This is a genomic window from Agrobacterium sp. LY4 (genome assembly GCF_001526585.1).
Taxonomy (GTDB): Bacteria; Pseudomonadota; Alphaproteobacteria; order Rhizobiales; family Rhizobiaceae; genus Agrobacterium; species Agrobacterium leguminum.
The window spans coordinates 876,029-892,159 of record NZ_ASYA01000001.1 but is presented as its reverse complement, the minus strand read 5'-3'; the positions used below and the strand labels follow the sequence as shown (position 1 = coordinate 892,159).

General features: G+C 61.0%; 18 protein-coding genes and 1 pseudogene. 3 read left to right on the top strand and 16 right to left on the bottom strand.

The genetic code is table 11. From position 1 onward, the window contains the following. Window positions 1-252: 252 nt before the first annotated feature. The 8 genes from ros to L904_RS04415 all read right to left on the bottom strand — a co-directional run bounded on the left by ros (window position 253) and on the right by L904_RS04415 (window position 7,062). Window positions 253-681, bottom strand: a complete 429-nt coding sequence (ros, locus tag L904_RS04450) for a MucR family transcriptional regulator Ros (protein WP_003509257.1) — start codon at window positions 679-681, stop codon at window positions 253-255. Between the two features lie 433 nt (window positions 682-1,114). Further along, window positions 1,115-1,447, bottom strand: coding sequence for a monovalent cation/H(+) antiporter subunit G (gene mnhG, locus L904_RS04445; protein WP_020813162.1), 333 nt, complete (start codon window positions 1,445-1,447; stop codon window positions 1,115-1,117). After that, the gene (locus L904_RS04440) at window positions 1,444-1,830 is read right to left on the bottom strand and encodes a cation:proton antiporter (protein ID WP_003522294.1); all 387 of its coding nucleotides are present in this window, start codon (window positions 1,828-1,830) and stop codon (window positions 1,444-1,446) included. The genes mnhG and L904_RS04440 overlap by 4 nt, the downstream gene beginning before the upstream one ends. Next, window positions 1,827-2,306, bottom strand: a complete 480-nt coding sequence (locus L904_RS04435) for a Na+/H+ antiporter subunit E (protein ID WP_020813163.1) — start codon at window positions 2,304-2,306, stop codon at window positions 1,827-1,829. Before L904_RS04435 ends, L904_RS04440 begins: the two co-directional genes overlap by 4 nt. Then, window positions 2,303-3,880 (bottom strand): Na+/H+ antiporter subunit D, encoded by a 1,578-nt coding sequence (locus tag L904_RS04430; protein WP_020813164.1) that lies wholly within the window; start codon window positions 3,878-3,880, stop codon window positions 2,303-2,305. The genes L904_RS04435 and L904_RS04430 overlap by 4 nt, the downstream gene beginning before the upstream one ends. 19 nt (window positions 3,881-3,899) lie before the next feature. Beyond that, window positions 3,900-4,277 (bottom strand): Na+/H+ antiporter subunit C, encoded by a 378-nt coding sequence (locus L904_RS04425; RefSeq protein WP_020813165.1) that lies wholly within the window; start codon window positions 4,275-4,277, stop codon window positions 3,900-3,902. Continuing rightward, window positions 4,277-4,696 (bottom strand): Na+/H+ antiporter subunit B, encoded by a 420-nt coding sequence (locus L904_RS04420; RefSeq protein ID WP_020813166.1) that lies wholly within the window; start codon window positions 4,694-4,696, stop codon window positions 4,277-4,279. Before L904_RS04420 ends, L904_RS04425 begins: the two co-directional genes overlap by 1 nt. Then, window positions 4,693-7,062 (bottom strand): putative monovalent cation/H+ antiporter subunit A, encoded by a 2,370-nt coding sequence (locus L904_RS04415; RefSeq protein ID WP_020813167.1) that lies wholly within the window; start codon window positions 7,060-7,062, stop codon window positions 4,693-4,695. The genes L904_RS04420 and L904_RS04415 overlap by 4 nt, the downstream gene beginning before the upstream one ends. A gap of 253 nt (window positions 7,063-7,315) precedes the next feature. On the opposite strand from L904_RS04415, the pseudogene msrB reads away from it, so the two are divergent. Beyond that, a pseudogene (gene msrB, locus L904_RS04410) lies at window positions 7,316-7,722 on the top strand (peptide-methionine (R)-S-oxide reductase MsrB). 212 nt (window positions 7,723-7,934) lie between these two features. On the opposite strand, the gene L904_RS04405 reads toward msrB, so the two are convergent. The 5 genes from L904_RS04405 to L904_RS04385 all read right to left on the bottom strand — a co-directional run bounded on the left by L904_RS04405 (window position 7,935) and on the right by L904_RS04385 (window position 10,649). Continuing rightward, complete coding sequence (locus tag L904_RS04405; protein WP_020813168.1) at window positions 7,935-8,432, bottom strand: GNAT family N-acetyltransferase; 498 nt, start codon at window positions 8,430-8,432, stop codon at window positions 7,935-7,937. Window positions 8,433-8,548: 116 nt separating this feature from the next. Continuing rightward, a complete protein-coding gene (locus tag L904_RS04400) occupies window positions 8,549-9,217 on the bottom strand; it encodes a hemolysin III family protein (protein ID WP_020813169.1) in 669 nt (222 codons plus the stop codon). A 284-nt stretch (window positions 9,218-9,501) separates the two neighbouring features. Then, entirely contained in the window at window positions 9,502-9,822 is a 321-nt protein-coding gene (locus tag L904_RS04395; RefSeq protein WP_035260908.1) for a TraR/DksA C4-type zinc finger protein, read from the bottom strand. Between the two features lie 120 nt (window positions 9,823-9,942). Next, window positions 9,943-10,353, bottom strand: coding sequence for a universal stress protein (locus L904_RS04390; protein WP_003522284.1), 411 nt, complete (start codon window positions 10,351-10,353; stop codon window positions 9,943-9,945). A 47-nt stretch (window positions 10,354-10,400) separates the two neighbouring features. After that, complete coding sequence (locus L904_RS04385; RefSeq protein WP_059753907.1) at window positions 10,401-10,649, bottom strand: hypothetical protein; 249 nt, start codon at window positions 10,647-10,649, stop codon at window positions 10,401-10,403. On the opposite strand from L904_RS04385, the gene L904_RS04380 reads away from it, so the two are divergent. Together L904_RS04380 and L904_RS04375 are read left to right on the top strand one after the other, a co-directional pair. Next, window positions 10,632-11,492 carry a VOC family protein gene (locus L904_RS04380; protein WP_020813171.1) on the top strand — a complete coding sequence of 287 codons (861 nt, stop codon included), beginning with the start codon at window positions 10,632-10,634 and terminating at the stop codon, window positions 11,490-11,492. The two genes, L904_RS04385 and L904_RS04380, sit on opposite strands and share 18 nt — an antisense overlap. A 142-nt stretch (window positions 11,493-11,634) precedes the next feature. Beyond that, window positions 11,635-12,819: an AI-2E family transporter gene (locus tag L904_RS04375; protein ID WP_020813172.1), complete on the top strand. Its 1,185-nt coding sequence runs from the start codon at window positions 11,635-11,637 to the stop codon at window positions 12,817-12,819. A 299-nt stretch (window positions 12,820-13,118) separates the two neighbouring features. On the opposite strand, the gene L904_RS04370 is transcribed toward L904_RS04375, so the two are convergent. The 3 genes from L904_RS04370 to L904_RS04360 all read right to left on the bottom strand — a co-directional run bounded on the left by L904_RS04370 (window position 13,119) and on the right by L904_RS04360 (window position 16,090). Beyond that, entirely contained in the window at window positions 13,119-14,198 is a 1,080-nt protein-coding gene (locus L904_RS04370) for a bifunctional transcriptional activator/DNA repair enzyme AdaA (protein WP_020813173.1), read from the bottom strand. Between the two features lie 196 nt (window positions 14,199-14,394). Further along, a complete protein-coding gene (locus L904_RS04365) occupies window positions 14,395-15,120 on the bottom strand; it encodes a polysaccharide deacetylase family protein (protein WP_020813174.1) in 726 nt (241 codons plus the stop codon). A 61-nt stretch (window positions 15,121-15,181) separates the two neighbouring features. Next, complete coding sequence (locus L904_RS04360; protein ID WP_020813175.1) at window positions 15,182-16,090, bottom strand: dihydrodipicolinate synthase family protein; 909 nt, start codon at window positions 16,088-16,090, stop codon at window positions 15,182-15,184. Between the last annotated feature and the right edge of the window lie 41 nt (window positions 16,091-16,131).

Sequence of the window (16,131 nt, the reverse complement as noted above, 5' to 3'; positions counted from 1 at the left end):
CTCAATCGAAATTTTGCGCGACATAAAAGTCGGTCAAGGGAACGGCCCCCGGGTCTGGTGCGATGCAGTTCTCGATCGCGAAAGACCCCTCTCACGGCGCAGACGCGCCATAGCTGGATGCCGGATATGGGCCGGCAGGACGGGGGTGAGGTCTTCGAACCCCAGAAACGAAATCGGCCGGTCAAAAGACCGGCCGTATTGCCTTGCGACTTCCGGCTATCTGTCAGGACAGCAACCGGACCGTCTTTAAAATCAGCGGCTGGCCTTGCGGCGCTGGCCGAGACCCATTTCCTTGGCGAGCCGCGAGCGGGCTTCGGCATAGGCGGGCGCAACCATCGGATAGTCGACCGGCAGGTCCCATTTTTCGCGATATTCTTCCGGCGTCATGCTGTGATGCGTCGTGAGATGCCGCTTGAGCGACTTGAACGAGCCGCCACACTCCAAACAGACGATGTGGTCATCCTGAACCGACTTGCGGACGGAGACGGCAGGCTTCTGCTTTTCGACATTGACCGCCACCGATGCCGGTGCCGATGTTCCGCTGAGTGCCGTGTGAACATCCGAAATAAGGCCGGGAAGCTCAGTTACCGGAACGACGTGGTTGCTAACATAGGCAGCCACAATATCCGCAGTCAGTTCGACCAGCAGATCCTGGGCGTTACCGTATGCAGTTTCCGTCATTTAAGTATCTCCTGTTTATTGATCCCCTGACGCGGGCGAACGCCGCATCGAGCGATGTGAAGTTACCCGGTGCCCCACCTTCGCCTTGTTGAAACCAACATGAAACCTACCCCTAGATTTCGAGCGAAAACCGGAAACGAATTGGTCCGAGATTCAACTTATGGCCCGCGACATGGGCAGCAATGGTCCGATGGGCCATAGATTAGACATTAATAAAATGCCTATGCCGACTATGAAGAGGCTAGATGCAAATCGCGATTAGCAACTTTACACTTAATTTGGATAACAGCAAAACAGCAAAAGTCAAATTCCTATTGTGAATTTTTCAGTTCAAAACAGTCTAATCGGAATACAAAAAATTACGGGTAATAAAATACTATGCCAAGTAGTAATTGAAAATGAATACCCCCAATTATTAGGGGGATTTTCAACTTCAAATTTTCTTGATGTCATCAACTACCGATTTAACGGCAAGCGGATAACCTGCCTTGTGAGCGGCCATGGCAAGAAGATGTGCCGAGACCGGCGCGGTAAGGACGAAGAAGAAGAAACCGGCCAGCGCCCGCGCCAGCGTCGATATTTCCATGGAATGGATGCCGACAGCCAGAAGCAGCAGGCCGGACCCCACCGTTCCCGCCTTGGAGGCCGCATGCATGCGGGTATAGACATCCGGCAGCCGATTGAGGCCGACTGTCGCGATCAGCGAGAAAATGGCGCCTGAGACCAACAGCGCCGCAACCAGAATAGCCACGATCCAAGCCATCATCGCCTGCCCTTTCCTTTTCTGTTGGCGACACCTTTTTCCATATTTTTTTCAATGGCTTCAGATGCCCTTTCGCCATCGAGAACCGCCGCCGGCCTGCGTCGGCCGTCCGGGCCGCGCGACAGCACGAAGCGGGCGAAGGCAACCGTTGCCAGAAAACCGACCAGCCCGAGCGCAATCGCAATATCCACGTAAAGATTGAAGCCGGTGCGGATGGCGATGACTGCGATAAAGCCGATGGCGATGCCCACCAGCATGTCGAGCGCAACGATACGGTCCGGCAAGGTGGGGCCGACAACGACGCGATATACTGTCAGCAAAAACGCGGCCGACAGAACAACCGATGCAAGTATAGTTGCAAATGAAACTATTTGTTCCGGCGTCATATCTGAAACGCCTCCATGATCTTTCTTTCAAAGCCGTTGCGGATGTCGTTTTTCGTGGCTTCGATATCGCTGCAATCGATCGCGTGCACGTAAAGCGTTTTCCTGTCCGCCGAAACATCGACCGACAGCGTGCCGGGGGTGAGCGTGATGAGATTGGCAAGTAGCGTGATCTCGAAATCCGTCGTCACCGTCAGCGGATAGGCGAAAATGCCGGGCTGCACGTCGAGCTTCAGCCGCGTCACCAGCACGGCGACCTTCCATGCGGAAAGCGCCAGCTCCTTGAAGAACAGCAGCACCAGCGACAGCACCCGGACAAGCCTGAGCCAGTGGTTACGCCCGCCGGGAAGCTGGTGGCGGATGATGCCGAGCGCCAGCGTCGAAACGACAAGGGCGAAAATGATGTTCGCGAGCGTGACGCTGCCCGTCACGGCGAGCCATACGGCAACGAAAAGCAATTGTACGAGATAGAGGCTCATGGTTTGCCCCCTTCGGTAAAGACCGACTGGATATAGGCCTGCGGATTAGCGAGGCCTGCGGCCGCCTGCTGGCTGAGATTGAGCAGGCTTTCCGGAAACAGGCCGAAGAATACCACCAGCAACGTCAGCCCCACCAGCGGCGCGAAAGACGGCGCTGCCGAGGGCGACGCCCGCGGCACGGAAGGCTGACCGGGGGATGCCGCAACGGGACGCCAGAAACACAAAAGGAAGATCCGCCCGAAAGCGATGGTGGCGATGAAGCCGGAGGCGAGAATGGCGCCGGCCAGCCACCAGGCGCCGATATCGATCGCCGACTTGACCAGCACCGCCTTCGGCCAGAAGCCGGAAAAGGGCGGCAGGCCGGAGCCGGCGAAAAACAGCGCCAGCGCCAGTGCCGAAAACCACGGAGCCTGCTGGTAAAGGCCTCTGAGTGAGGTGAGGCTGAAACCGCCACCGAGGCGGGCGGCATGGCCGGCGGCGAGATAAAGCGCCGTCATCAGCACCATGGAATGCAGCGCGTAAAAAATGGCGCCAGTGACACCCGACGGCGTGCCGATGGCGATGCCGGCCATCATGTAGCCGATGCCCGATATGACGATATAGCCGAGCATGCGGCGGATATCGTTCTGGGCGAGCGCGCCCATGGCCCCGAGCACCATGGTCAACGCCGCCGAGATGGCGATGACGATGCTGAGTTCTTCCCGCTCGACCGGAAACAGCATGACCATGACGCGCAGCAGCGAATAGATGCCGACCTTGGTGAGCAAGCCGCCGAACAGGGCGGAAACGACGATGCGCGGCGTGTGATAGGAAGCGGGCAGCCAGAAGTTCACCGGGAAGGCCGCGGCCTTCATGGCGAAGGCGAGCGCGAACAGGCTCGCAAGCGTCATCAGTGGCGCCGAGCCGCGCAGCCCGGTCGCCTTCTGGGCGATATCGGCCATGTTGAGTGTGCCGAAGATGGCATAGAGATAACCCACAGTTATCAGGAACAGCGTCGTGCCGATGAGGTTCAGAATGGCGTATTTCAGCGCGCCGTCGATCTGCTCGCGCGTCGAGCCAAGCACGATCAGGCCGAAGGACGAGATCAGCAGCACCTCGAACCAGACATAGAGGTTGAAGATGTCGCCGGTCAGGAAAGCGCCGGTGACACCGGCCATCAAAAGCATCAGGAAGGGATAAAAACCGTAGCGCCTGCCGCTGGCGTCGATATCCGCGCCCGCATGGATGGCGCCCGCCAGTGCGACGATGGCGGCGGCAAGCGACAGCAGCGCACCCGTCAGATCGGCGGTAAAAGCAATGCCGAAGGGCGGCAGCCAGCGGCCCATGACCATGGTGAAGGGGCCTTCAGTGGCGACCTTCCACAAAAGCGCGGCATCGAGCAGCACCAGCAGGAACAGCGCCGCGATGGCGACGGTCGCGTGGTGGCGGATGGCATGGCGCATCATCATCAGCACAGCGCCTGCGCCAATGCAGAGCGCGATGGGGAGAATGATCAGCCAGTCGGACAGCGGCACGGGCGCCGTGACGAGCGCTGCGGAAAGGTCGGTGACTGCGGATGTGGTGGAGGATGCCATGGTGTCTCAGCCTCGCCGCTCAATAACCGAGCGGCGGCAAGGGCTCGCCTGCGGGTTCTGCGGTGCGCATTTCGTCCGTGTCGTCGGTCTGCAGTTCCTGAAACGCACGCCAGGTCAGCACCAGAAGGAAACAGAAGAAGGAAAAGGAAATGACGATTGCCGTGAGGATGAGCGCCTGCGGCAGCGGATTGGCCGCACCTGCGGGCAGCATATCCATGCCGGGCGGAATGATCGGCGGCACTTCGCGCGTCAGCCTGCCCGCCGTGAACAGCAAGAGGTTCACCGCATTGCCGAGAATGGCGATGCCGAGCAGCATGCGGATGCTGTGGCGCGACAGCATGAGATAGATCGCCACCGAAAAGAAGATGCCGACGAGAATGGAGAAGACCGCTTCCATCAGTCGCTTTCCCTTTCTTCCAGCGCCAGCGCAATGGAGGTGATGGCGCCGACCACGACGAGATAGACACCGATATCGAAGGACATGACGGTGGAGAGCGGTATTTCGACACCGAACAGGCTCGGATAGACCCACAGCCCGGTCATGAAGGGCACGCCGGCGGCGATGGAAACGAGGCCGGAAAGCATGGAAAGCAGCAGCCCCGCCCCGGCAATCGACAGCGGATGAAACATGATGGCGCGCCTGACTGCGGTGACGCCATAAGCGATGCCATAGATCGCCAGCGCCGAGACCGCGATCAGGCCGCCGATGAAGCCGCCGCCCGGCTCGTTATGGCCGCGCAGCAGCACGAAGATGGAAAACAGCACCATGAGGCTAGTGACGACAGGGGCGACGGTGCGCAGAATGAGCGTGTTCATGCCCGCGCTCCTTTCTTCTTCGCGGTTTTGGCCGGTCCCTTGATGGCAGCAGCCGGGCGGATGCGGATCAGCGCGAGAATGGCGAGACCCGTTATCATCACGACAGCGATTTCACCGAGCGTATCCGTGCCGCGGAAGTCGACGATGATGACGTTGACCACATTGGCGCCGTGGGCGATGACCTTGGAATAGGTGTTGTAGAAATCCGTCAGGCGGTTGTCGAAGCTCGCCTCGGTCGCGCGCATCAGGAACAGGGCAAAGCCCGTTCCGCAGGCGATGGCGATGGTGCTGTCCAGCAGCTTCTGGCCAAGGCCGCGATGGTCTGACGGCGACAGGCGAAGCCGCGTCATCACCAGCGTCAGAATGACCACCGACAGCGTCTCGACCATGAATTGCGTGAAGGACAGATCGGGCGCGCCGAAGAGCAGGAAGATGACCGCCACCGCAAAGCCCTGAATGCCGAGCGCGATGATGGCGGTGAGCCGGCTCGACGCCGTCAGCACTGCGATGAGCCCCGCCACGGCAATGGCGATGAAGGTCAGCTCATGGATGAGCATATCGCGCGGCCAGGACGGCATGGACGGCAATTCCCCATAGAGGAACAGCGGCACCAGCAGCACGGCGGCGATGACGGCGAAGGTGGCGGTGACGTAAAATTCCAGCCTGCCCGGCTGAATGAGCCGGGTGATGTGGAACGAGACTTTCACCAGCATATCGATGAAGACGTCAAAGCCCCTGTCCGGCCCTGCCCCCAGCGCCTTGAAGGTGCGGTCGATCAGTCCACGGACGGCGGAAAGCTGCGTATAAAGGACGATGCCGAGCGCGATGGTGAGCAGCGACAGGCCGAGCGGCACGCCGATATGCGGAATGAGCGAGATTTCCACCGGGCGCGCCTCACCGGCAATGGCGCTCGCCATCGGGGTGGAGATGTAGACATGCGCGATGCCGGAAAAGAGCGCAATCGTCAGCCCCTTCAGCGCCAGAAGCGCCGGGCCGAGCCAGAGCAGCAGCGGGCCTTCATGGGCGTGTTTCGGGGTCTTCACCGGCTTGCCGAGGAAGGGTTTCAGCGCCACCGCAAAGGCGACGGCGAACATCAGCCCGTTGCCGAGGATAGCGATGCCGGTGAACAGCACGGCGCGCGGATTGCCATGCGCCAGCGCATAATAAATCTCTTCCTTGGCGAGAAAACCGAAGAAGGGCGGCAGGCCGGCCATGGAAATCGCAGCCGCCAGTGCTGCCGCAAAGGTGATCGGCATGGCTTTTCTCAGGCCGCCAAGCTTCGTCACGTCGCGGGTGCCGGTCTCATGGTCGATGATGCCGGCGACCATGAACAGCGCGCCCTTGAACAGCGAATGCGCCACCAGATAAAGCACCGCCGCCTCGATGGCATGGTCGGAGCCGAAACCCGTCAGCATGACCAGCAGGCCGAGCGACGACACCGTCGTATAGGCGAGCATCAGCTTGAGATCGGTCTGGCGCACGGCCAGCAGCGCGCCGGTGAGCATGGTCAGCCCGCCGAAGAAGGGCAGCAGGATCTGCCAGGCGGCGGTGTCGCCGAGAACCGGGTTGAGCCGCATCAGCAGATAGACGCCGGCCTTCACCATGGTTGCCGAATGCAGATAGGCGGACACCGGCGTTGGCGCTTCCATGGCGTTGGGCAGCCAGAAATGGAAGGGAAACTGCGCCGATTTGGTGAAGGCGCCGCCGAGAACAAGAAGCAGCGCGGCCAGATAAAACGGGCTGTCGCGCAAGACATCGCCGCCGCGCACCAGCATCGACAGTTGCGTCACGCCGCTGATATCCCAGATGAAAATCAGCCCGGCGAGCAGCAGCAGACCGCCGCCGCCCGTCACCACCAGCGCCTGCAGCGCGGCGCGGCGCGAGGCGGGGCGCTCATGGTCGAAGCCGATCAGCAGGAAGGAGGTGATGGAGGTGAGTTCCCAGAAGACGAACAGCATCAGCAGGCTGTCGGAAACCACGACGCCCAGCATCGCCCCCATGAAGAGCAGCAGGAAGGACAGGAACCGGCCCTGTTGCGGATGGCCTTTCATATAACCGCCCGCATAAAGCACGATCAGCAGGCCGATGCCGGTGATCAGCAGCGCAAAGGTAAGCGACAGGCCGTCGATGAACCAGGAGAAGCTGAGATTGAAGCTCGGCACCCAGGCATAACCGCCGGTCACCACCCCGCCTGCCGCGATCTCGGGCAGCATCAGCGCAAAATGCGCAAAGGCGAGAGCAGGCGCAATCGCCAGGACCCACGCCGCATTGTGACCGAACCTTTTAACCAGGGCGGGTGCGGCAAGCGCTGCCAGAAACGGCAGAAACAGCGACAGGAATGTCAACGGCGTGACATCTGATGTCATTCACATCTCCCGGGATGTCCCCCATCCCTGCGCGCCAATAATGGCGTTCTTCTTCAAATCGTTTTTTCAGTTAGAGCGCATTTCCGGGCGGAAAACCGGGCTCCACTTTTCCTGGAAATGCTCTAAGGCATAGACAAAGCCATCTCAACCCAAATCGGTACTCCCGGCCCATAACGAACGCGTTATGACGCCCATCCCCTTTCAATCCGCCTCCGCGATGACTATTTGAGGCGGGAACAGAAAGGATCATTCCATGAGCGATCTGACATCCCCAAAAATCAAAAAGAGCGATGCCGAATGGCGTGAGCAGCTGACGCCGGAGCAATATCGCATCCTGCGCGAACACGGCACCGAGCGCGCCTTCACCGGGCCCTATTGGGATACATTCCAGAAAGGCCTCTATCGCTGTGCGGCCTGCGACGAGCCGCTGTTCCTCTCCGATACGAAATTCGATGCCGGCTGCGGATGGCCGAGCTATTTCGAGCCGGTAAAGCCGGGCGCCGTGACGGAACATCGCGACGCCAGCTACGGCATGGTGCGTACGGAAATCCGCTGCGCCAATTGCGGCGGCCATCTCGGCCACGTCTTCCCGGACGGCCCGAAGCCACCGGCCTGCGTTATTGCATCAACGGCCATTCGATGGTGTTCGAGCCGGTTTGATTGGGCAATGGGTAACGCCTATACGGCATGCGACGTCGGTTTTCGGACGTCCACCCCAAGCACTCAGCGTCATCCTCGGGCTTGTCCCGAGGATCTGCAACCGATTGATTTAATTCGACGTGGTTAGATCCTTGGGACAAGCCCAAGGATGACGGAGGAGAGGTTGGGCGTCCCGCGCCGGGGCCACTTTCTCTAGGCAACCCGCCCGGGAACTAGTTCAGCTTCAGCTCCATGCACGTCAAATCCAGCCAGCGGCCGAACTTGGTGCCCACTTCCGAAAACCGGCCGACGACCCTGAAGCCGAGGCTTTCATGCAGGCGGATGGAGGCGGTGTTTTCCGCCTCGATGGCGGCGATCAGCACATGCACGTCGTTGCCCGAGGCATGATCGATCAACGCCTGCATCAGCTTCTTGCCGATGCCGTGGCCGCGCGCATCCTTATGCACATAGACCGAATGTTCGCGGGTGTGGCGATAACCGTCGAAAGCGCGCCAGTCGCCATAGGACGCATAGCCTGCGACCTTGCCGTCGAGGATTGCGACGATGACCGGAAAACCGCGTGACTTGCGGGCGGCGAACCATTCCCTGCGGTTTTCCAGATCGACCAGCACGTCGTTCCAGATCGCGGTCGTATTCAGCACCGCATCATTGTAAATCTCCATGATGCCGGAGAGATCGTCCACGGTCGCGTCGCGCAGTTGCACGCTCATTGTCGTTCACCCTTTTTCCTGCTTGCAGCGGCGGTATTTTCGGCCGCCATCTGCACGAGGATTAGGCGATGATGCGAATGGCTGTCCAGTACCCGTGCGCCATCGGGGCGCATTCTTTAGGATGCCAGCGGTACCAGGCTGAAGGAGGTGACCACGGCGAAATAATGAACGGCGGCGGCGGCGACCACGAAAGCGTGCCAGATGGCATTCTGGAAGCGCAGCTTTTCCCAGACATGGAAGATGACGCCGAGCGAATAGATGATGCCACCGGCGACGATCAGCCAGAGCGTGACGGGTGCCAGATGCGACGACAGCGGCCCGACCACCATGACGCCGCTCCAGCCCATGGCGAGATAAAGGCCGATGGCGACCCGGTCGTAACGGCCGGGAAACAGGCATTTGAGAAGGATGCCGCACAGCGCCGCAAGCCAGATCAGCCCCAGCATGACGGCGATCAGCGGATCGTGGATGCCGCGCACCAGAAAGGGGGTATAGGTGGCGGCGATGAGAATGAAGATCGCCGAATGATCCAGCCGGCGCAGGAACCATTTCACCCTGGAGTGCGGCCAGATATTATAGGTGAAGGACACGGAGAGACAGGCGACGAGGCCGAGACCGTAAATCCACGCGGCGGCGATCGCGCTGAGCGTACCCCAGGCGGTCGCGTAGAAAATCAGCGCCGTGGCGCCGATAAGCGCAAACACGATGCCGACACCATGGACGATGCCATCGGCGACAATCTCGTGAAAATCATACTGGCGCCCGAACCGCCATAAATCGCTCATAGTCCAATCCCGTCTGCGTGCTTTCCTCAAAGCATGGAGACAATATTAGACAGGAACAAGACAGCGCCCGGTTAACGGCAATCAAATTGCGTTCGAGGCTGTTGCGAAAGGAGAGGTCCACTACTTCCCTCATTCCTGTGCTTGTCACAGGAATCCAGCCGACGCGCGTCTGCGCGGCGAAAGGACTCTTCTCAGCCCAAGGACTTGGGCTGGCTGGATCCCTGTGACAAGCACAGGGATGAGGGTGGAAAAGGGCGAGCGCAACGCGTCACCACGAAATTATTTCACAACGCCGCAGCGCATTCCTGGCAAAACGGCGTATAGGGCACCGCCTTCAGCCGATCCTCCGAAATCCGCTTGCCGCATTTGACACAGGTGCCGAAGGTGCCGCTGGCGATACGGTCGAGGGCTGCGTCGATGGCGCGCAGCTCGTCCTGACCCACCTGCCCCAACTCGTCCAGCACCTCGTCATTGCTGCGTTCGGTGGCGCGATCCTCGTCATCGGGATTGCGAGGCTCTTCGAAATCGGCCTCGATTTTGTGCAGGCGGCGATAAAGCTCGCGCTGGCGGTCACGCAGGATTTTCTCGTAACTTTCGACATTCATGTTTTTTCCTCCAGCCCATCTTCTTGTATCGCCGCATTCCCAGACGGAAAACCGGATTCCACTTTTCCTGGGAATGCTTGGGGGCGGAAAACCCGCCCGCAACCCTCAAACGTCAGGCTTTTATCGGTCCACCAGCACCGAGCATTTGGCATGGCGCACCACGCGGTCGGCGGTGGCGCCGATGAAATAATTGCTGAAATCCGGCGTGTGCGACGCGATGATGATGAGGTCGGCCTTGTGTTCCTCGGCGGCGGCGATGATTTCACGCGCGGGGGCGCCGCTTCTGATTTCCTGGCTGCCCTTGAAACCGGCTCTCGTCTTGATGTCCGAAAGCTTGGTCTTGGCGTCCTTGATGGCGTTTTCGATCAGGTCGACAGGCAGGTCGATCGCCATATAGCCCGGCAGTTCCTCGACAACATTGATGAGAACGATCTCGCCGTCCGGGTCCAGAAGCGCCTTGGCCTTTTCGAGAATCTTTTCCCCCTTGTCGGTGGCGCTGAGGTCTACCGGTACGATGATCTTCTTGTACATGGCTGTCTCCTTTGGCTTGATCCGCCGTTTAGCGTGTCGGGCTAGGCTTATATTTCCCCTTCGGCACGGCCTTCACCTTGATCGAAGTCAAAGCCGGAGCCGGGCCGGAACGGGGCATTGTCAACGAATAGTGGACGGTCAATCGCCAGACGACGATCTTTGCTGAACGACGAAACCAGCCCATATTCGCCTTCGACAAACGCCGCAAAGCGGCGTCGGCCGATAGTTTCGGCGACCGATCCGCCCCAGGGCGCTTCGGATTCAATATGGAGATCATGATGAGTGAAATCAAACAATTCGCCCTGACGCGGCCGGCCTATGTCGGCCAGGCGCATCTCGTCGTTCACGATCTGCCGCGCCTTTCGGATTTCTACCGGAAGATCATCGGTCTTTCCGTTCTTGAAAAGAACCCGAGCGGTGAAGTGCTGGGTGTCGGCGGCCAGCCGTTGCTCACGCTTTCCACCTCCGGCACGGCGGAACGCGCGCCGCGCAACGCCGCAGGCCTGTTCCACACCGCCTTCCTGATGCCGAGCCGGAACGATCTGGCCCATTGGCTGGCACATGCCGCCCATAACAATGTCCAGCTTCAGGGCGCGTCCGACCATCTGGTCAGCGAGGCGATCTATCTTGCCGACCCGGAAGGCAACGGCATCGAAGTCTATCGCGACCGTTCTCCGGATGAATGGACCTACCAGCAGGACGGCACGGTGGAGATGGCCACCCTCGGCCTCAACCTTCAGGCGCTTTACGACAGCGCGCCGAAGATGGCCTTTACCGGGGCGGCGGAAGGAACAGCCATCGGCCATATCCATCTGCAGGTGGGCAATATTCCGCAGGCGGATGAATTTTATCAGGATGTGCTGGGGCTGAAGATCATGGCGCGTTATCCCGGCGCGAGCTTCTTCGGTTCCGGGGCCTATCACCACCACGTCGCCGCCAATATCTGGAACAGCCGGGGTGCTGAGGCCCGCAAGGACAATATGACCGGCCTTTCCGGCTATTCGCTGACCTTCAACGAGCCGGCCGCGCTCGAGACGGCGATTGCCGCGCTCGACCGACTGGAAATCGCCACAGAGCGGCAAAGTGATGGCATTGTCCTCAAAGATCCGTGGGGCATCGGGCTAAAGCTCTCCGCATAAAGATTGCCGCATTTGCGGCCGGGAATCCGGGCTCCATTTTTGCTCGGCATGCTCCAATTGCAAAAAGGGGCGGCGGAAATTTGCGCCGCCCCGGAACCGCCACATTTTTCGAACGTTTGTCACCTGATTGGGGGATCGTTCGATGAATGAAAATGCCAGACCGGACAAGACCGGCAATTCGGTCGCAGCCGGCGCCACAGCCGGAACCGTTCCGATCACGAGGGCGGACCCGCTGGAGGCCCCGCCATCCACGTCGCGCCGCGACGATGCCCGCAGCCAGCAGCCGCTTGGCCGCGAAGCGCTGGATGTGGTCGTCGCCTGGTCGGTGATCGGCATCTTCCTCATCATGCTGATGGCGGTCATCCACGAATTGTCGCTCATCCTCATTCCGGTGGTGATGGCCATCGTGGTGGGCATGATCCTCGGCATCGCCGCCGAAAAGCTCGGCTCCTACGGCATTCCCGGCTTCGGCGTCGCGCTCATTCTATCGAGCCTCGTGGCGGCGGTGATGTTCTTCGTGGTCAATTCGCTGACCGAGCCGCTCTCGCTTCTCGCTTCGGAAGGGCCGGCGCTGGTGGAGCGCAGCATCGACCGTTTCCTGCCCTATCTGCAAAGCCTCAGATGGCTGAATATTTCGGCGGCGAGCTTCAGTCTGGGCTCGATGTCGATGGAATCTTTGATTTCGCGCAGCGGCGAAATCATTTCCGTGCTCGGCTCCAACGTCACCCCGGCCGTCATTCAGGGCCTGATCTTCCTCGCCGCGCTGCTGATGTTTCTCTATAGCCGGCTGCGACTGCGCAAGGCGATCATCATGGCCTTTCCGGCCCGCCACCAGCGGCTTCGCACCATCCGCATCATCGGTTCGGTGGAAGAGGTGCTCGGCACCTATTTCGCCACGGCGGCGCTGATCTATGCCGGGCTCGGGGTGACGATGGTGGTCATCGCCTATTTCGGCGGACTGGCCATGCCGCTTCTGTGGGGGCTGTTCGCCTTCCTCTCCAGCTTCGTGCCGTTTCTCGGGATTACCGCCATGACGATTTCGCTGACGGTGGCGGGCATCATCACCCATGACAACATCATCCTGGCGCTTCTGCCGGCGGCGATCTTCTTCACCATTCACCTGTTGATGGAAAACCTCGCCTTTCCGGCGGTGGTGGGCCGCAACATGGAGATAAACCCCTTCCTCGTCTTCGTGATGATCATCTTCTGGACGTGGATGTGGGGGGCAGCCGGGGCCATGCTGGCGCTGCCGCTGTCGCTGATCGCCATGACGGTGACGCGGGAGCTGTTTCCCTCACGCCGGGTTGTGCCCAAGCTGCCGGATTGACCGGCGGTTTTCCGGCTGGAAATGCGAACCACTCCGGGTTTGAGCTGTCAGGAGATTGTCGATTGACGGCCGGCGCGTGGGTTTACCCCCCTCTGCCCTGCCGGGCATCTCCCCCTCAAGGGGGGAGATCGATCTGCGGCGAGGTTTCGCCCATCTCAACGTTGAGAATGAAATGGCGGTAGCGCCGCTTGCCGATCTCCCCCCTTGAGGGGGAGATGCCCGGCAGGGCAGAGGGGGGTAAACCCACACACCCCGCTCAACTAAATCGACAACCTCCTGAAAACCAGCAGCCAGGCCGCTCAGGAAGCGAGCGGCATGCCCTGGCGGTTCGCCATGCGGCGCTCGTGCTCGATCAGCCATTTCTTGCGCCACAGCCCGCCGCCATAACCGGTCAGGCTGCCATCCGCGCCCAGCACACGGTGGCACGGCACGACGATGGCGATCTGGTTGGCGCCATTGGCACGCGCGACCGCACGCACGGCGGATGACCTGTCCATGGCGGTTGCGAGCGAGGAATAGCTGACGACCTCACCCGCCGGTATTTCCCGCAGGTTGCGCCAGACGTCGCGCTCGAAGGGCGTGCCGTGGCCGGCAAGCCGGGTTTCGAAGGCGGCTGAATGCCCGGCGAAATAGGCCTTGAGTTCCGCTTCGATCTGGCCGGTCACAGCCGTCCGGCCAAGCACCATATCCGCGCCGGTGCGCGTCTTCAGCCGCTTCAGTTCGGCCGGAAGCGCCGGCCGGTCGGCGAATTCGAGGAGATGCAGGGCGTGATCGTCTGCGACCGCCAGCATCGGGCCGATCGGCGTATCGATCCAGTCGCCCTTCAAAAATCCCTTGCCTTTCATGGCGGCGGGCGAAGAGCCGAAGAACTGGTTGATGGCAGCGCGGAAACCGCTGCCGGATTCGTAACCGGCATCGATCTGCGCGCCGATCACCGCTTCGCCGGAAGCGATGCTTTCCGCCGCACCGCCCACCCGCCGCAATCTGGCGATTTCCAGAAAGCTCATGCCGAAACGGCGCTTGAAGGTGCGGCGCACGGTGGAAGGATCATGGCCCATCGCCACCACATCCTCCTCGCGCCAGCGCCGCGCCGGTTCGTTTTCCAGCGCCGTCAGCAGCGACGTCACGGTCTCATCGGCGGAGCCATAGGCGAGCATCGGCTTGCAGCGCTTGCAGGGACGGAAACCGGCTTCCAGACATTCGGCGATGGTCTCGCGGAACCGGCAGTTTTCGATCTTCGGCTTGCGCGCCGTGCAGGTGAAGCGGCAGAAGATCTTGGTCGATGTCACGCAGACATAGGCCACGCCCTCATAGGCGGGGTCCTTGTTCACAAGGGCGGAATAGAGCGTTTCGGTGTCGGGGCGTTTGAACAGCATCATGGGGAGGATGCTAGCGCAAATTTAAGCGGCACGCCGCCGAAAAACGGGCATGGATGTGGCTCATCCCTCATTCCTGTGCTTGTCACAGGAATCCAGTCGGCGCGCGTCTGCGCGGCGGGGAGAGTCCTTTCAGCCCAAGGACTTGGGCTGGCTGGATTCCTGTGACAAGCACAGGAATGAGGAAAGAGCTTCCCCTTCAATTCCCCGGCGGTGCGAAGGACGGGTCATCCAGCCTTGTGAAAATCACGCCGCGCGCCTTCAGCGCCAGAAGGCCTTTCACCACGCCCTCGCCCGCTTCATGGGTGGGCTGGTTGATGTGGGAGATGATGACATCGCCATCCCTGGCGGCAGCGATGTGTTTCGCCGTCATGGCCGCCCCCAGCAGCGAGCCGCCATCGCCATTGACGGAATAACCGGCGACCCGCATGCCGAGCCGGTTGATGGTGGTCATGGAGGACTTGGTATATTTGGCGGTGGCACCGCGGAACCATTGCGGCTGGAGGCCGGTGGCGGCGACGATGGCCTGACGGCCGCCCTCCACCTCCTGCTCGACCGCCGCTTCAGAGCCGGCGGCGGCGATACCGTAGATGGAAACCGGCTTATCCACCACCGGCACATGGTTTTCGCCATGGTTTTCGATCTCGAACAGGTCCGGATGCGCCATGAGCGTGGCCAGCGCGTCGCCATTGTGTTTCAGCCAGCGGGCGGTGACGAAGATCGTTGCCGGAATGCGCTCCTTCACCAGCGTATCGAGAATACGGTGGTCGGTCTTGCCCATGCAGGCATCGAGCGTCATCGCCACCCGCACCTTGCCGTCATGCTGCGGCGACATTTTCAGCGTCGGTTCGACAAGGCCGGTCCCCGCTAAGGCGGCGGACGCGGCTGAAGCGAACAGGGCAGCAAGGAGGAAGCGACGTATCATTTTCATTTTCCGCAGTGAATGCAGTATCATTCCGTGGCAATCCGCCCGCAAAGCGCCCGAATTAAGGCGCGGTTTCCAGCGCGGACAGGGCTTCAAGCGCCTCTTCCACCCGCTGGCGTTCGGCGCTGGTGAGCGGCAGGATCGGCCGGGGCGGTTCGCTGACCGTCAGCGACAGGATGTTGGCGGCGGCATAAACCACGCGGATGCTGCCGAATTCCTTAAACAGCGCCCAGAGCGGCTGGAACGCCGCATCGATCCTCTTCGCCTCTTCCGCATTTCCGGCCTGAGCCGCCCGCATCAGCCGCAGAGCCGGAACCGGCAGCAGGCCGGCAACGACGCTGTACCAGGTGTCGCCGCCGGCAAGCGTGGCGTCAGTGCAGCCCCAGTCGCCGCTGTAACCGATGGCGAAATCTTGCCCCAGCTTCGGCCTCAGCCGCGCAAGCTCACCGGCATAATCGGAATCGGCCGGCAGCGGCATCTTGATGGCGCGGATATTGGGGATATAGGCAAGCCGCACCAGAAGCTCGTCGCTGAAGGCAAAGCGGGTCGTGGTGGGATTGTTGTAGATGGCGAGCGGCAGGCCCGTTGCGCCGGCCACGGCGGCGAAATGGTGATAGGCCTCTTCCTGCGTCAGCGGCGTGTAGGAGACGGGCGCGAGCAGCAATGCATCCGCACCGGCAGCTTCGGCGTCCTTTGCCAAGGCCACGGCGTCATCGGTGCGCAGGGCGCCGACGCCGGCCATGAGTGTGCGCTTGCCCTTGAGGATGGCGGCGGCGGCCTCGATGGCCCGACGCCTCTCCTCGCGCGTGAGATACATGTAGATGCCGGTGCTGCCGAGAATGCCGACGGAATCGACCGTCGCCGCATCCAGCCGCTCGATCAGGGCGCAGAAGGCCTCGACATCGACCCGCCCGGCCTCATCGGCCGGCGTGATCGGAAAAGCAGAAAGCCCCTTGAATCGTTTCGCCATGTTTATGTCCCTCACTTCGATCGGAAGTCAGGGTTACAGAG

Excerpts from the sequence above, each read along its gene's own strand:
- L904_RS04440 (WP_003522294.1), bottom strand. The coding sequence starts at position 1,830 with ATGACGCCGGAACAAATAGTTTCATTTGCAACTATACTTGCATCGGTT.
- L904_RS04370 (WP_020813173.1), bottom strand. The coding sequence starts at position 14,198 with ATGATGCTGTTCAAACGCCCCGACACCGAAACGCTCTATTCCGCCCTT.
- L904_RS04360 (WP_020813175.1), bottom strand. The coding sequence starts at position 16,090 with ATGGCGAAACGATTCAAGGGGCTTTCTGCTTTTCCGATCACGCCGGCC.
- L904_RS04415 (WP_020813167.1), bottom strand. The coding sequence starts at position 7,062 with ATGACATCAGATGTCACGCCGTTGACATTCCTGTCGCTGTTTCTGCCG.
- mnhG (WP_020813162.1), bottom strand. The coding sequence starts at position 1,447 with ATGATGGCTTGGATCGTGGCTATTCTGGTTGCGGCGCTGTTGGTCTCA.
- L904_RS04390 (WP_003522284.1), bottom strand. The coding sequence starts at position 10,353 with ATGTACAAGAAGATCATCGTACCGGTAGACCTCAGCGCCACCGACAAG.
- L904_RS04405 (WP_020813168.1), bottom strand. The coding sequence starts at position 8,432 with ATGAGCGTGCAACTGCGCGACGCGACCGTGGACGATCTCTCCGGCATC.
- L904_RS04380 (WP_020813171.1), top strand. The coding sequence starts at position 10,632 with ATGAGTGAAATCAAACAATTCGCCCTGACGCGGCCGGCCTATGTCGGC.
- L904_RS04375 (WP_020813172.1), top strand. The coding sequence starts at position 11,635 with ATGAATGAAAATGCCAGACCGGACAAGACCGGCAATTCGGTCGCAGCC.
- L904_RS04430 (WP_020813164.1), bottom strand. The coding sequence starts at position 3,880 with ATGGCATCCTCCACCACATCCGCAGTCACCGACCTTTCCGCAGCGCTC.
- ros (WP_003509257.1), bottom strand. The coding sequence starts at position 681 with ATGACGGAAACTGCATACGGTAACGCCCAGGATCTGCTGGTCGAACTG.
- L904_RS04365 (WP_020813174.1), bottom strand. The coding sequence starts at position 15,120 with ATGATACGTCGCTTCCTCCTTGCTGCCCTGTTCGCTTCAGCCGCGTCC.
- L904_RS04395 (WP_035260908.1), bottom strand. The coding sequence starts at position 9,822 with ATGAATGTCGAAAGTTACGAGAAAATCCTGCGTGACCGCCAGCGCGAG.
- L904_RS04435 (WP_020813163.1), bottom strand. The coding sequence starts at position 2,306 with ATGAGCCTCTATCTCGTACAATTGCTTTTCGTTGCCGTATGGCTCGCC.
- L904_RS04420 (WP_020813166.1), bottom strand. The coding sequence starts at position 4,696 with ATGAACACGCTCATTCTGCGCACCGTCGCCCCTGTCGTCACTAGCCTC.
- L904_RS04425 (WP_020813165.1), bottom strand. The coding sequence starts at position 4,277 with ATGGAAGCGGTCTTCTCCATTCTCGTCGGCATCTTCTTTTCGGTGGCG.
- L904_RS04400 (WP_020813169.1), bottom strand. The coding sequence starts at position 9,217 with ATGAGCGATTTATGGCGGTTCGGGCGCCAGTATGATTTTCACGAGATT.